This window comes from Pseudomonas sp. TE3911 (assembly GCF_054062775.1).
Genome location: NZ_JBSSFP010000001.1, coordinates 2721186 through 2735356, shown reverse-complemented (window position 1 = coordinate 2735356; position 14171 = coordinate 2721186). Strand labels below are relative to the sequence as shown.

Below are 14171 nucleotides of genomic sequence, written 5' to 3'. Positions count from 1 at the left end.
CTCAATGCTCCCGGCTGGCGAAGTCGATACGCGGATCGACCAGGGTGTAGGTGAGGTCGCCGATCAGTTTCACGATCAGCCCCAGCAGGGTGAAGATAAACAGCGTGCCAAACACCACCGGGTAGTCGCGGTTGATCGCCGCTTCAAAGCTCATCAGGCCCAGGCCGTCGAGGGAGAAGATCACTTCCACCAGCAACGAGCCGGTGAAGAAAATCCCGATGAACGCGGACGGAAACCCGGCGATCACCAGCAGCATCGCGTTACGGAACACATGGCCGTAGAGCACGCGGTGGTTGGTCAGGCCCTTGGCCTTGGCGGTGACCACGTACTGCTTGTTGATCTCGTCGAGAAAGCTGTTTTTGGTGAGCAGCGTCATGGTTGCGAAGTTGCCGATGACCAGCGCAGTGATGGGCAATGCCAGGTGCCAGAAGTAGTCAAGGATCTTGCCGCCCCAGCTCAACTCGTCGAAGTTGTTGGAGGTGAGCCCGCGCAACGGGAACCAGTCGAAGTAACTGCCGCCGGCAAATACCACGATCAGCAGGATGGCGAACAAAAACGCCGGGATCGCGTAGCCGACGATGATCGCCGAACTGGTCCACACGTCGAAATGGCTGCCATGCCGCGTGGCCTTGGCGATCCCCAGGGGGATCGACACCAGGTACATGATCAGCGTGCTCCATAGCCCGAGGGAGATGGACACCGGCATCTTTTCCTTGATCAGGTCGATGACCTTGGCGTCACGGAAGAAGCTGTCGCCAAAATCCAGCTGGGCGTAGTTCTTGACCATGATCCACAAGCGTTCCGGCGCCGACTTGTCGAAGCCGTACATCTTTTCGATTTCCTTGATCAGCGCCGGGTCCAAACCTTGGGCGCCGCGATAGCTGCTGGAACCGGCCACCGAGACTTCGGCGCCGCCGCCGGCAATGCGACTGGTGGCGCCTTCAAAGCCCTCAAGCTTGGCGATCATCTGTTCCACCGGACCACCGGGGGCGGCCTGGATAATGATGAAGTTGATCAGCAGGATCCCGAACAGCGTGGGGATGATCAGTAACAGGCGGCGAACAATATAGGCCAGCATTTAATCGCCTCCGCTCGCCGAATCGGCGTTCGTGTCTGTGTCCAAGGTGACGGCAGGTTTGACGTTGGGTTTGCTCCACCAGGTGGCTGTGCCCACGTCGTAGCGCGGCGGGACTTTGGGGTGCCCCAGGTGGTCCCAATACGCCACGCGGAACGTCTTGATGTGCCAGTTGGGGATCACGTAGTAGCCAAACTGCAGCACGCGATCCAGCGCTTTGGCATGGGCCACGAGGCTTTTGCGCGAATCGGCGTCGATCAGTTCTTCCACCAACTGGTCCACCGCTGGGTCCTTGAGGCCCATGTAGTTGCGGCTGCCAGGCTTGTCGGCGCTGGAAGACTTCCAGAACTCCCGTTGTTCGTTACCTGGCGAAGTGGACTGCGGGAAGCTGCCCACCATCATGTCGAAGTCCCGAGAGCGGACACGGTTGACGAACTGCGAGACGTCCACCCGACGGATTACCAGGTCGATGCCCAGGTCCGCCAGGTTGCGCTTGAAGGGCAGCAGGATGCGTTCGAACTCGGTCTGTGCCAGCAGGAACTCGATGGTCACAGGTTTACCCGTGGTGTCGACCATCTTGTCATCAACGATGCGCCAGCCGGCCTCCTGCAGCAGTTGGTAGGCCTCGCGTTGCTGGGCGCGGATCATGCCGCTGCCGTCGGTTCTGGCCGGCTCGAAGGCCTGGGTGAAGACTTCGGCCGGGATTTTGTCGCGCAGGGGCTCGAGGATTTTCAGCTCATCCGGGCCGGGGAGGCCGGTGGCGGCCATTTCAGAATTTTCGAAGTAACTGCGGGTGCGGGTGTAGGCGCCGTTGAACAGCTGTTTGTTGCTCCACTCGAAGTCCAGCAACAGGCTGATGGCCTTGCGCACGCGCACGTCCTGGAACATCGCCTTGCGCGTATTGAACACAAAACCTTGCATGCCCGTGGGGTTGCCGTTGGGGATCTCTTCCTTGATCAACCGCCCCTGGGTCACTGCCGGAATGTTGTAGGCGTTGGCCCAGTTCTTGGCGCTGAATTCCAGCCAGTAGTCGAACTGCCCGGCCTTCAACGCCTCCAGGGACACGGTGCTGTCGCGGTAGTAGTCCGTGATGCGGTTATCGAAATTGTAGAAACCCTTGGTGATCGGCAGGTCCTTGGCCCAGTAGTCTTTGACCCGCTCGTAGCGGATCATGCGCCCGGCCTTGACCTCGGCCACCTTGTACGGCCCGCTGCCCAGCGGCACCTCCAGGTTGCCCTTGGCGAAGTCCCGCGTGGCCCACCAATGCTTGGGCAGTACCGGCAGTTGTCCGAGGATCAGTGGCAACTCGCGGTTGTTGGTGCGCTTGAATTTGAACAACACCCGCAGCGGGTCTTCGGCGACCACTTCATCGACATCGGCGTAGTAGGTGCGGTAGATCGGCGAGCCTTCCTTCATAAGTTCCTGGAACGTGAACACCACGTCTTCGGCGCGGATCGGGTGGCCGTCGTGGAACCGCGCTTCGGGGCGCAGGTAGAAACGCACCCAGCTGTTGTCCGGGGCTTTTTCGATCTTGCCGGCGACCAGGCCGTATTCGGTGATGGGTTCGTCCAGGCTCTGCATGGCCAGGGTGTCGTAGATCAGACTGATGTTGTCGGCCGGCACGCCCTTGCTGATAAACGGGTTGAGGCTGTCGAAGCCGCCCATGCTCGATTCGCGGAAGGTGCCGCCCTTGGGGGCATCCGGGTTCACATAGTCGAAGTGCTTGAAGTCGGCGGGGTATTTCGGCGGCTCGTTGTAGAGCGTCAGCGCATGTTGCGGCGCCGCGTGGGCTGCGGAGCACAGCAACAGGCCGGCAAACAGTGAAGTACGCAAAGACATCATTGGGCTTTCTCCGACGCTTTCAGCCACCACGCGCTCAGGCCCAGGCTGTAGGGCGGCGTGGTGACAAAGGCGAACCGGTTACGGTACGCCAGGCGATGATAGTTGAGGTACCAGTTGGGAATGCTGTAGTGCTGCCACAGGAGCACTCGGTCCAGGGCGCGGCCGGCGGCCAGTTGTTCTTCGCGTGTCTGGGCGGCCAGCAGTTGTTCCAGCAGGTGATCGACAATGGGGTTGGCGATGCCCGCGTAGTTCTTGCTGCCCTTGATTGCGGCCTGGCTGGAGTGGAAGTACTGCCACTGCTCAAGGCCGGGGCTCAGGGTTTGATTGAGGGTGATCAGGATCATGTCGAAGTCGAACTGATCCAGGCGCTGCTTGTACTGCGCGCGGTCAACGGTGCGCAGCCGCGCGTCGATGCCGATGCTGATCAGGTTCTCGACATAGGGCTGCAGGATGCGCTCCAGGTTCGGATTGACCAGCAGAATCTCGAAGCGCAGCGGTTGCCCGTCCTTGTTGAGCAGGCGTTGGCCCGACAACTTCCACCCGGCTTCGCCCAGCAGCGACAGGGCGCGGCGCATGTTTTCACGGGGGATGCCGCGCCCGTCGGTCTGCGGCAGGCTGAAGGCTTGGGTAAACAGGTTCGCCGGCAATTGCTCGCGGTACGGCGAGAGCATCAGCCATTCGTGGCCCACGGGTACGCCGGTCGCCGCGAACTCGCTGTTGGGGTAGTAGCTCAAAGTGCGTTTGTAGGCGTTGCTGAACAGCGTGCGGTTGGTCCATTCGAAGTCGAACATCAGCCCCAGGGCTTCGCGCACCTTGGTCTGGCTGAAGGTCGGCCGGCGGGTGTTCATGAACAGGCCCTGGCTCTGGGTGGGGATCTGGTGAGCGATCTGCGCCTTGATCACGTCACCCCGGTTCACCGCCGGGAAGTTGTAACCATTCGCCCAATTCTTGGCCTGGTGCTCGATATAGATGTCGAACTCGCCGGCCTTGAAGGCTTCGAAGGCCACGTCGCTGTCGCGGTAGAACTCCACCTCGACCTTGTCGTAGTTATAGAAACCCTGGTTGACCGGCAGGTCCTTGCCCCAGTAATCCTTGACCCGTTCGAACACCAATTGGCGCCCAGGCGTGACCTTGCTGATACGGTAAGGCCCACTGCCCAGCGGCGGTTCGAAGGTGGTCGCCTTGAAATCGCGGTTTTTCCAATAGTGTTGGGGCAGCACCGGTAACTCGCCCAGGCGCAGGATCAGCAGTGGGTTGCCGGCGCGCTTGAACACAAAGCGAATGCGGTGACGGTTGAGGATGTCCACCCGCGCCACTTCCTGCAGGTTGGTGCGGTACTGCGGGTGGCCTTCGGTCAGCAGGGTGCGATAGGAAAACGCCACGTCATACGCGGTGATCGGCTTGCCATCGTGAAAGCGTGCTTCCGGGCGCAGGTTGAACACTACCCAACTGCGGTCCTCGCTGTACTCCACCGATTGGGCAATCAATCCGTAACTTGAGGTGGGCTCATCGCCGGATGGCGCGTACTGGCCGGTGCCGACCATCAATGGTTCATTGAGCTCATTGACGCCGTATTGCAGGAAGTTGGGGGTTGAAACCGGGCTTGAGCCTTTGAACGTGTAGGGGTTGAGCGTATCGAAGGTGCCAAATGCCATGACCCGCAAGGTCCCGCCTTTCGGCGCTGCAGGATTTACCCAATCGAAGTGGGTGAATTTGGCTGGGTATTTGAGCCTGCCGAACTGCGTATACCCGTGGCTCTCGGTAATCGTCGCGTTCGCACCAAAGCTCAAGGCCAGACTTATTAGTAGAAGGAGGGGACGCTTCAAGTCAGAGATCCGATCCAGGCGGCTTGGGCTTTATGGTCGGTACAGTAACAGCTTGTTCCGGTTGGAAAAAGCCGGTTGGGAACACTGGAGATTCAGTGTAGGAGGGGGCTTGCCCCCGATAGCAGTTTGTCAGCCACCAGATTCATTGGCTGATCCACCGATATCGGGGGCAAGCCCCCTCCCACATTGGTTCTACAGTGTTCTGAAAGCCTTAGCGCGGCCCGGAAACTACCAGCATCTGCCCCGGCTTCAACGCTTGGCCAGTACGCGGGTTCCAACGCTTGAGATGTTGCATCTCGACGTTGAAACGCTTGGCGACGATGTACAGCGAGTCGCCTTTCTTGACCTTGTACTGCACCGGCTTCTTGCTGCTGGCTACTGCGCGGCGGGTGTCCTGCATCACCAGGGTCTGGCCAACCTTGAGGGCCTGGCCGTTAAGCTTGTTCCAGCGTTGCAGGTCATGCACATCGACCTTGTTGGCCTTGGCGATCAGCGTGAGGTTGTCGCCGCTGCGCACCTTGTAGCTTCGGCTGCGGCCGGCAACCCGTGCGGTCTCAACTTCGTCGAAGACCTGTTTCTTCGGGCGCATCGCCAGTAGTTCTTCAGGCTTCATCGTCGAAAGGGTGCTGGTCAGCAACTGCGCCTTGGAACTCGGTACCAACAGATGCTGCGGGCCATCCAGGGTGGTGCGTTGTTTGAGGGCCGGGTTGAGCTGGAACAGCTCGTCTTCATCGATTTCAGCCAGCGCAGCGACCCGTGACAGGTCCATGCTCTGTTTGACTTCTACCACTTCGAAGTAAGGCGTGTTGGCAATCGGGTTCAGGTTGACGCCGTAGGCCTCAGGGGCCAGCACCACCTGGGACAGCGCCAGGAACTTGGGCACGTAATCCTTGGTTTCCTGGGGCAGGGGCAAGTTCCAGTAGTCGGTGGGCAGACCGAGCTTCTCGTTGCGCTCGATCGCCCGGCTCACCGTGCCTTCGCCGGCGTTATAGGCTGCCAGCGCCAGCAGCCAGTCGCCGTTGAACATGTCGTGCAGACGGGTCAGGTAGTCCAGGGCGGCGGTGGTGGAGGCGGTAATGTCGCGGCGGCCATCATAGGCGCGGGTCTGGCGCAGGTTGAAGTAGCGCCCGGTGGAGGGGATGAACTGCCACAAGCCGACGGCATCGCTGCGCGAATAGGCCATTGGGTTGTAGGCACTTTCGATCACTGGCAGCAGCGCCAGCTCCAGGGGCATGTTGCGTTCTTCAAGGCGTTCGACGATGTAATGAATGTAGAGACTGCCGCGTTCGCCGGCGTTCTCCAGGAAGGACGGGTTGCTGGCGAACCAAAGGCGCTGTTGCTCGATGCGCGGGTTAACGCCAACGTTGTCCTGCAATTGAAAGCCCCGTCGCATGCGTTCCCAGACATCCTGCGGTACTTCGGGAGCAGGCTTTTCTGAAAGCCAGATGACGGGTTTCTGTTTGATTTTGGCGGTAAGGTTGGGCTTGGGTTGCACGGTGGATTGTGCAGTGAAATTGGTCGATTGGCAGCCCGCCAGCGTTGCGGACACAGCCACCGCCACAGCTTGAGCCAGGCGGGTCAATGCGTCTGAATGGTTGGATTTACGAATAGATGACGACATTGGCTGGAAGTAAGTTCCGGGCAAAAATGTCGGGCGATTCTAGAAAGCACTTTGGTTCCGGTCAACCATTCAGAAATTACGTATCAGATTGCATCGTCTTAGAACTTATCTTTCCAAGCCCTCAAGCTAGCAAACACCTCGGCCCCAGAGCGGTTGTCGCGGCCATTCCGTTCGTCCGCTTTTTGTTTAACGGATGTTTCAGAAGTACGCAGAAAAGGGTTAGTGCGTTTTTCCAATGCCAGGTTGGAGGGCAGTGTTATCTCACCACGGGCCCGGAGTTGGCGGACGATTTCCACCCGTTCGGCGATATCAGCGTTGTCCGGTTCCACTGCCTGGGCGAACTTGAGGTTACTTTGTGTGTATTCGTGGGTGCAGTACACCAGCGTGTCGGCGGGCAGTGCGGCCAGGCGCTCAAGGGAAGTGTGCATCTGCTCCGGCGTGCCTTCGAACAGGCGGCCGCAGCCGGCGGCGAACAGGGTGTCGCCACAGAACAGTACGCCCTGGTGATAGAAGGCGATGTGGCCGAGGGTGTGGCCTGGCACGGTATAGATGTCAAAGTCCCAGCCGAGCACGTTGATGCAATCGTTATCCTGCAGGGCGACGTCCCGCGCCGGGATCTGCTCGTTGGCCGGTCCGTAGACCTTGGCTTCGGTCACGCGCTTGAGTTGCTCGACGCCACCCACGTGATCATGGTGATGGTGGGTGATCAGGATGTCGCTCAGGGTCCACTCCGGATGTTGCGTAAGCCAGGCCAGTACCGGAGCGGCATCGCCGGGATCGACCACCGCGCAACGTTGGGTATGCGGGTCCTGTAGCAACCATATGTAGTTATCGGTGAAGGCGGGCAGAGCACTGATCTGTATCATTCTTCGATTCGCCAAGCTGAACACATTGGTGCATCTTAGAACGTCTAGGCGAGTTGGAGAATGCAATGACTGATAAAGCGTTCGCCCAGGCCGATCCTGAGTGGCTGGCCCTGATCGGCGCGGCCCGCGAATGGTTGTCCGGGCCCATCGGGCAATTTTTGCTGGATGAAGAACGGCGCATGCTCGAAGACGAGTTGGGTCGTTTCTTTGGTGGCTACCTCGTGCATTACGGTCCCTCGGCACAGACGCCGCCCTCTGCGCCGCAGGTGCAGCGCAATGTGCGCCTGGGTGCGCCGTTGCCGGGCGTAGAGATCGTTTGTGAGGAACAGGCCTGGCCGTTGAGCGAGCACGCTGCCGATGTGGTGGTGTTGCAGCATGGTCTGGATTTCTGCCTGTCGCCTCACGGGTTGCTGCGCGAGGCGGCGAGCAGCGTGCGCCCTGGTGGCCATTTGCTGATTGTTGGTATCAACCCCTGGAGCAGTTGGGGGCTGCGCCATGTGTTCGCTCATGATGGCCTTCGCCAGGCGCGCTGCATCTCGCCGTCGCGGGTGGCGGACTGGTTGAACCTGCTGGGCTTCGCGCTGGAGAAACGCCGCTTCGGGTGCTATCGTCCGCCGCTTGCCTCGACCAAGTGTGCAGGCGCGCCTGGCCGGCTGGGAACGCCGCGCGGGTGCCTGGCAACTGTCGGGCGGCGGCTTCTATTTATTAGTAGCGCGCAAGATTGTGGTCGGGCTGCGGCCAGTGCGCCAGGTGCCCCGCCAGCCCATGGGCAAGCTGGTGCCGATGCCGATGGCCAAGGTCAATCGCAAGCAAAGCGAACCGTAAACCCTTTTTGATTTCAGATCCCGCCTGTTTTGATGGATGTAACCGATGACCGATACCGTAGAACTCTTCACCGATGGCGCCTGCAAGGGCAACCCAGGCCCCGGCGGCTGGGGCGCGTTGCTGGTGTGCAAGGGCGTCGAGAAGGAACTGTGGGGCGGCGAAGCCAACACCACCAACAACCGCATGGAATTGATGGGCGCGATTCGCGGCCTTGAAGAACTCAAGCGCCGTTGCAACGTACTGCTGGTGACCGACTCGCAGTACGTGATGAAGGGCATCAACGAGTGGATGGTCAACTGGAAAAAGCGCGGTTGGAAGACCGCCGCCAAAGAACCGGTCAAGAATGCCGACCTATGGCAACTGCTCGATGAGCAATGCAATCGCCATGACATCACTTGGAAGTGGGTACGTGGTCACATCGGCCACCCCGGCAACGAGCGTGCCGACCAGTTGGCCAACCGTGGCGTGGATGAAGTGCGGGGCTACAAGCAAAGCTGATGCCGTCTGACGTGTTAACATCCCGCCCTTTGACGCACACCACCACCCCGTTGAGAGCTGAACCCTGATGGCCATCCGATCTGTTGTACTCGATACCGAAACCACCGGCATGCCGGTGACTGACGGCCACCGGATCATTGAAATCGGCTGTGTCGAACTCATGGGTCGGCGCCTCACCGGGCGTCACTTCCACGTCTACCTGCAACCGGACCGCGACAGTGACGAAGGCGCCATCGGCGTCCACGGCATCACCGACGAGTTCCTCAAGGGCAAACCGCGTTTTGCCGAGGTGGCCGATGAGTTCTTCGAATTCATCAACGGCGCCCAGTTGATCATCCATAACGCGGCGTTCGACGTCGGCTTCATCAACAACGAATTTGCCCTCATGGGGCAGACGGATCGCGCGGATATTTCCCAGCACTGCTCGATCCTCGACACCTTGATGATGGCCCGGGAGCGTCACCCTGGCCAGCGCAACAGCCTGGATGCGTTGTGCAAGCGGTATGGCGTCGACAACTCCGGCCGAGAACTCCACGGCGCCTTGCTTGACTCCGAGATTCTCGCCGACGTCTACCTGACCATGACCGGCGGGCAGACCAGCCTGTCCCTGGCCGGCAATGCTTCCGATGGCAGCGGCTCTGCGGAAGGCTCGGGCAATCGTCCTTCGGAAATCCGGCGTCTGCCGGCAGATCGCAAGCCGACCACCATTCTCCGCGCCAGCGAGCAGGACATGGTCGAGCATGCGCAACGCCTGGAAGCGATTGCCAAGTCGGCGGGCGCGCCGGCGCTGTGGACCCAGTTGACACAACAATAGCCCTGCGTGGGTCCGATCAACCTGTGCGAGGGGGCTCGCCCCGATGGCGGTGGATCAGCCAATCAACTATTAGCTGACACACCGTGATCGGGAGAAAGCCACCTCCCACAGTTGATCTGCATAGCTTTCAAAATCTTCATTCGCGTCATCGCTTCCCAGCTTCTACCCTGAGTGCATAGCCCTCAGGACTCCACGCCCTCATGTACAAAGACCTGAAGTTCCCTATCCTTATCGTGCACCGCGACATCAAGGCCGACACCGTTGCCGGCGACCGGGTCCGCGGCATTGCCAGGGAGTTGGAGCAAGAGGGCTTCAGTGTTTTTTCCGCCGTGGACTACGCCGAAGGTCGGCTAGTGGCGTCTACCCATCACGGCTTGGCCTGCATGTTGATCGCCGCCGAAGGCGCTGGCGAAAATACCCATCTGCTGCAAAACATGGTTGAGCTGATTCGCTTGGCGCGGGTACGGGCACCGAACCTGCCGATCTTTGCCTTGGGCGAGCAAGTCACCCTGGAAAACGCCCCGGCCGATGCCATGAGCGAGCTCAATCAACTGCGTGGCATCCTTTATCTGTTCGAAGACACCGTGCCATTCCTGGCCCGGCAAGTGGCCCGCGCTGCGCGCACCTACCTAGATGGCCTGTTGCCGCCATTCTTCAAGGCCTTGGTGCAGCACACCGCTGATTCAAATTATTCCTGGCACACCCCCGGCCATGGCGGTGGCGTGGCCTACCGCAAAAGCCCGGTGGGGCAGGCATTTCATCAGTTCTTTGGGGAAAACACCCTGCGTTCGGATTTGTCGGTCTCTGTGCCCGAATTGGGCTCGCTGCTGGACCACACTGGCCCCCTGGCCGAAGCAGAGGCTCGTGCTGCCCGTAATTTTGGCGCTGACCACACCTTCTTTGTGATCAACGGCACTTCCACCGCCAACAAGATTGTCTGGCACTCGATGGTCGCCCGCGATGATTTGGTGCTGGTGGACCGCAACTGCCACAAGTCGGTATTGCACTCGATCATCATGACCGGCGCTATCCCGCTGTACCTGTGCCCGGAGCGCAACGAGCTGGGCATTATCGGCCCGATCCCCCTGAGTGAATTCAGCCCCGAGTCGATCCGCGCCAAGATCGACGCCAGCCCGTTGACCCGTGGCCGGCCAGCGAAAGTGAAGTTGGCCGTGGTCACCAACTCCACCTATGACGGCCTGTGCTACAACGCCGAGCTGATCAAGCAGCAATTGGGCAACAGCGTCGAGGTGCTGCACTTTGACGAAGCCTGGTACGCTTACGCGGCGTTCCACGAATTCTTTGCCGGGCGCTATGGCATGGGCACCTCGCGCACTCCGGACAGCCCACTGGTGTTCACCACTCACTCCACTCACAAGTTGTTGGCCGCGTTCAGCCAGGCCTCGATGATCCATGTACAGGACGGCGGCGCCCGTCAGTTGGACCGTGACCGTTTCAACGAAGCGTTCATGATGCACATCTCCACCTCGCCTCAGTACAGCATCATCGCGTCGCTGGACGTGGCTTCGGCGATGATGGAAGGCCCTGCCGGGCGTTCGTTGCTCCAGGAAATGTTCGACGAAGCCCTAAGTTTTCGCCGCGCGCTGGCTAACCTCCGCCAGCATATCGCCGCTGAAGATTGGTGGTTCTCGATCTGGCAGCCGCCGTCGGTGGCGGGCATCGACCGCGTCGCCACGGAGGACTGGCTGTTGCAGCCGCAGGATGACTGGCATGGCTTTGGGGATGTGGCCGAAGATTATGTGTTGTTGGACCCGATCAAAGTGACGCTGGTCATGCCCGGTCTCAATGCAGGCGGTGCCTTGAGCGATTGTGGGATCCCTGCCGCCGTGGTCAGTAAGTTCCTCTGGGAGCGCGGGTTGGTGGTGGAGAAGACCGGGTTGTATTCCTTCCTCGTGTTGTTTTCCATGGGCATCACCAAAGGCAAATGGAGTACGTTGCTCACCGAGTTGTTGGAATTCAAACGCAGCTACGACGCGAATGTCAGCCTGGCCAGTTGTTTGCCCTCGGTGTTTGCCCAAGGGCCGGCGCGTTATCAGGGCCTGGGTTTGCGCGACCTGTGCGACCAATTGCACAGCTGTTACCGCAGCAACGCCACCGCCAAACACCTCAAGCGCATGTACACCGTACTACCGGAGATTGCGATGAAACCGGCGCACGCCTACGACCAATTGGTAAGGGGTGAAGTGGAAGCAGTGTCGATTGATGCCTTGCCAGGACGCGTCGCAGCCGTGATGCTGGTGCCGTATCCGCCTGGTATTCCGTTGATCATGCCCGGCGAGCGCTTTACCGAGAGCACCCGCTCGATCATCGACTACCTGGCATTTGCCCGTACGTTCGATAGCAGTTTTCCCGGTTTTTTTGCCGATGTTCACGGGTTACAACACGAAGATGACGGCAGTGGTCGTTGTTACACCGTCGACTGCATCAAGGGTTAAGGATGTTTATGCAAGCTGTAATGAACCCGAAGTATCCAGGGCTCAGTGTGCGAGTCGCCGACGAAGGTTTTGATGCCTACGTGTGGGGCAATGACTTCAGTTTCGAGGTCAGCGCCTACAGCGTGCCGGAGATGGGCAAGCGCGTCGATCAATGGCCGCTGGAGCGTATCCTGCCGTACCGCAAATGTTATGGGATTGATCCTGAGGAGTTCGCCAGTTTCCGCGATGCCCCAGACAGTGCGATCTTCATGGCCTATCTGGACGATCGACCGGTGGGGCATGTCGTGGTCAGCACCAACTGGAATGGCTTCGCCCATGTGGATGAACTGGCGGTGGTCTTGCCGGCGCGGCGGCACGGTGTAGCGAAGGCATTACTGGATGTAGCGCAGTTCTGGAGCCGCAAGAAAAACCTGCCGGGCATGATGCTCGAAACCCAGAACAACAACCTCGGCGCCTGCCGCCTCTATGAGCGATGCGGCTATGTGATGGGCGGGATCGACCACCTGCGCTATCGCGGCATTGACCCGCAAACTCGCGAAGTGGCGATTTTCTGGTATCGGCTGTTCAAGGCCGAAGTCGACAAGGCTTAACTCAGCAGCAGGCTTTCAGCCTTCTGCGTGACAATTTCCAGCAATGCATTCATCGCTGGAGAGGCCACGCCATCCTTGAGGGTCAGCGCGTACAGGCTGACCATCATCGGCGGCGACACCGGGCACGCATCCAGTCCGGCCTCTTGCGCGCCAAACGCAGTGAAGGGGTCGACAATCGCCAAGCCTTCTCCCGCTTCTACCATGCTGCGCATCATCTGGTAGGTCTGCACCCGTGTCTGCACCACCGGAAGCGGCCGTAGGGCTTGCAGCTTGGCGTCCAGCAGGCGGCTGAGCGGGTCTTGCCCCTCCAACCCGATCATCGACTGGCCGGCCAGGTCCTGTAGTGCAATGTACTTCTGCTTGGGCTTGAGCCAGCCGTAGGGCGCCAGCAACTGCAGTTTGCCTTGAGCCAGCACGGTGCTGACGATTTGCGGGTGTTCCGGGTCATGCAGGCTCAAGCCGACATCGGCCTCATGCAGCAACAGGCTCCTGACGATCTCCCTTGTGGGCTGGCTTGATAGGTTGCACGGGGTGTCCTGAAAGCGTCGACGCAGCACCGCGATACTTTGCGGTAGCAGTTGATTGGCCAGGGGCGGGGTACAGAGCGCACGCAAGGGCGGGGCGTGATGGTGTTTCAAACGGCTGGCCAGGCGTTGCACCGGTTCCAGCGCTTCGTATATATGGGCGATTTCTGCCTGCAGTTCGAGGGTTTCCCGTGTTGCCTGCAAGCGCCCGCGCACGCTGGCAAACAGCATAAACCCCAGTTGCTGCTCGGCTTCCTTCAGCGCCGCGTCCACATCGCCCACGGGGAGTTGCAACCATTCGGCGGCCGTGCCGAGGTGTCCGGTCTGCAAGATGGCCTGAATCACTTCGATATGACGTAAACGCATGGCCGGAGTCTATGTGCAGTGTGGTGGGGTTTCAATGGTGCAAGCGGTCGTGCGCAAAAAAGACGGTGCAAGTCGCCTATGCCACTGGCGTTCAGCCACGACCTTACTAAAATGGCTCGTCTGATCATCAACGACCAAAGCCGGGTACCGGCACTACAAAAAAAACAGGTCTGGTCTCGAATGCCTATTCCCTCGACGTTCTTCGGGGTAACGGCCAAGCAACTCATGGTTCTGGTGACCGTGGGGTGCGCGGCGGCTTATCTCCTCAATAATCACGACAACAACACACCGGAAAGCCTGGCGCTCGAAGCGTTTATCCGTGCCCAGGAACAGGTCGGCGAACAGGTGGGGGCGGTGTTGGGGGTGACCTTGATCAGGCAGGTGGAGGCGTATCCCGCGTACAACACGTCGGGCTACACGCGCTCGATGTACGCCGTGGAAGGGGAGCGGGGGCACTTGCTGGTGACGCTCAAGCAAGGCGAGCAGGGCATCGAAGTGACGGAAATCCGCAGCCCCTGATCACCCCAGCCCAGTCAACGCCAGCAATGGCCAGGACTGAGCAGGTCATCAAGGCGAGATCTTATGAAGCGAGGGTGGTTTGCGATTCGCGGACAATAATGATGCCCGACTGGATCAGTTTGAACTCATCGCCTTCCAGTTTTTCTACACGGTCGCCAATGGCCAGCTTGTAGGTTGTGGTGGGCGCCGAGCCAGCCAGGTCGCCTTGCGCCGGGTTGGATTCCTGGAACTCATGCACGGAATAAACGCGGCCTTCCGCGTCTCTGGCATGGAACTGTCCGACAAGTACTGCTGCCATCTGTTTAGAACCTCTGGAGATAAACACTCGATTTGCGGTTCTGTAGACCGT

12 protein-coding genes and 1 pseudogene are annotated in these 14171 nt (G+C 59.9%); 6 read left to right on the top strand and 7 right to left on the bottom strand.

Annotated features, from left to right (window positions below):
- Position 1: 1 nt before the first annotated feature.
- The 5 genes from ACVWXD_RS12470 to gloB all read right to left on the bottom strand — a co-directional run bounded on the left by ACVWXD_RS12470 (position 2) and on the right by gloB (position 7230).
- Positions 2-1078 carry a microcin C ABC transporter permease YejB gene (locus ACVWXD_RS12470; protein WP_032885816.1) on the bottom strand — a complete coding sequence of 359 codons (1077 nt, stop codon included), beginning with the start codon at positions 1076-1078 and terminating at the stop codon, positions 2-4.
- Positions 1079-2917, bottom strand: a complete 1839-nt coding sequence (locus ACVWXD_RS12465; protein ID WP_095185934.1) for an extracellular solute-binding protein — start codon at positions 2915-2917, stop codon at positions 1079-1081.
- Positions 2914-4743: an extracellular solute-binding protein gene (locus tag ACVWXD_RS12460; RefSeq protein WP_032885819.1), complete on the bottom strand. Its 1830-nt coding sequence runs from the start codon at positions 4741-4743 to the stop codon at positions 2914-2916. The genes ACVWXD_RS12465 and ACVWXD_RS12460 overlap by 4 nt, the downstream gene beginning before the upstream one ends.
- 211 nt (positions 4744-4954) lie before the next feature.
- Positions 4955-6364 (bottom strand): lytic transglycosylase domain-containing protein, encoded by a 1410-nt coding sequence (locus tag ACVWXD_RS12455; protein WP_032885820.1) that lies wholly within the window; start codon positions 6362-6364, stop codon positions 4955-4957.
- Between the two features lie 98 nt (positions 6365-6462).
- Positions 6463-7230 (bottom strand): hydroxyacylglutathione hydrolase, encoded by a 768-nt coding sequence (gloB, locus tag ACVWXD_RS12450; RefSeq protein ID WP_260367264.1) that lies wholly within the window; start codon positions 7228-7230, stop codon positions 6463-6465.
- 65 nt (positions 7231-7295) lie between these two features.
- On the opposite strand from gloB, the pseudogene ACVWXD_RS12445 reads away from it, so the two are divergent.
- The 5 genes and pseudogenes from ACVWXD_RS12445 (at position 7296) to ACVWXD_RS12425 (ending at position 12413) form a co-directional block, all read left to right on the top strand.
- Positions 7296-8055, top strand: a pseudogene (locus tag ACVWXD_RS12445) (class I SAM-dependent methyltransferase).
- A gap of 45 nt (positions 8056-8100) precedes the next feature.
- Positions 8101-8553, top strand: coding sequence for a ribonuclease HI (rnhA, locus tag ACVWXD_RS12440; RefSeq protein WP_017738572.1), 453 nt, complete (start codon positions 8101-8103; stop codon positions 8551-8553).
- Positions 8554-8626: 73 nt separating this feature from the next.
- Positions 8627-9367 carry a DNA polymerase III subunit epsilon gene (gene dnaQ, locus ACVWXD_RS12435; protein WP_163033241.1) on the top strand — a complete coding sequence of 247 codons (741 nt, stop codon included), beginning with the start codon at positions 8627-8629 and terminating at the stop codon, positions 9365-9367.
- A gap of 200 nt (positions 9368-9567) precedes the next feature.
- Complete coding sequence (locus ACVWXD_RS12430; RefSeq protein WP_032885824.1) at positions 9568-11823, top strand: Orn/Lys/Arg family decarboxylase; 2256 nt, start codon at positions 9568-9570, stop codon at positions 11821-11823.
- A 20-nt stretch (positions 11824-11843) separates the two neighbouring features.
- Complete coding sequence (locus tag ACVWXD_RS12425; protein ID WP_032885825.1) at positions 11844-12413, top strand: GNAT family N-acetyltransferase; 570 nt, start codon at positions 11844-11846, stop codon at positions 12411-12413.
- Here the strand turns inward: ACVWXD_RS12425 and ACVWXD_RS12420 are convergent.
- Complete coding sequence (locus tag ACVWXD_RS12420; protein ID WP_181644256.1) at positions 12410-13303, bottom strand: LysR substrate-binding domain-containing protein; 894 nt, start codon at positions 13301-13303, stop codon at positions 12410-12412. The two genes, ACVWXD_RS12425 and ACVWXD_RS12420, sit on opposite strands and share 4 nt — an antisense overlap.
- 180 nt (positions 13304-13483) lie before the next feature.
- Between ACVWXD_RS12420 and ACVWXD_RS12415 the strand changes: the two genes are divergently transcribed.
- Positions 13484-13822 (top strand): hypothetical protein, encoded by a 339-nt coding sequence (locus ACVWXD_RS12415; protein WP_122754398.1) that lies wholly within the window; start codon positions 13484-13486, stop codon positions 13820-13822.
- A gap of 61 nt (positions 13823-13883) precedes the next feature.
- On the opposite strand, the gene ACVWXD_RS12410 is transcribed toward ACVWXD_RS12415, so the two are convergent.
- Positions 13884-14120, bottom strand: coding sequence for a hypothetical protein (locus tag ACVWXD_RS12410; protein WP_032885828.1), 237 nt, complete (start codon positions 14118-14120; stop codon positions 13884-13886).
- Positions 14121-14171: the final 51 nt, after the last annotated feature.

What these genes read in the sequence shown, in the direction of transcription:
- ACVWXD_RS12470 (WP_032885816.1), bottom strand. Translation starts at nt 1,078, where the DNA reads ATGCTGGCCTATATTGTTCGCCGCCTGTTACTGATCATCCCCACGCTG.
- ACVWXD_RS12465 (WP_095185934.1), bottom strand. Translation starts at nt 2,917, where the DNA reads ATGATGTCTTTGCGTACTTCACTGTTTGCCGGCCTGTTGCTGTGCTCC.
- ACVWXD_RS12455 (WP_032885820.1), bottom strand. Translation starts at nt 6,364, where the DNA reads ATGTCGTCATCTATTCGTAAATCCAACCATTCAGACGCATTGACCCGC.
- gloB (WP_260367264.1), bottom strand. Translation starts at nt 7,230, where the DNA reads ATGATACAGATCAGTGCTCTGCCCGCCTTCACCGATAACTACATATGG.
- rnhA (WP_017738572.1), top strand. Translation starts at nt 8,101, where the DNA reads ATGACCGATACCGTAGAACTCTTCACCGATGGCGCCTGCAAGGGCAAC.
- ACVWXD_RS12430 (WP_032885824.1), top strand. Translation starts at nt 9,568, where the DNA reads ATGTACAAAGACCTGAAGTTCCCTATCCTTATCGTGCACCGCGACATC.
- ACVWXD_RS12425 (WP_032885825.1), top strand. Translation starts at nt 11,844, where the DNA reads ATGAACCCGAAGTATCCAGGGCTCAGTGTGCGAGTCGCCGACGAAGGT.
- ACVWXD_RS12420 (WP_181644256.1), bottom strand. Translation starts at nt 13,303, where the DNA reads ATGCGTTTACGTCATATCGAAGTGATTCAGGCCATCTTGCAGACCGGA.
- ACVWXD_RS12415 (WP_122754398.1), top strand. Translation starts at nt 13,484, where the DNA reads ATGCCTATTCCCTCGACGTTCTTCGGGGTAACGGCCAAGCAACTCATG.
- ACVWXD_RS12410 (WP_032885828.1), bottom strand. Translation starts at nt 14,120, where the DNA reads ATGGCAGCAGTACTTGTCGGACAGTTCCATGCCAGAGACGCGGAAGGC.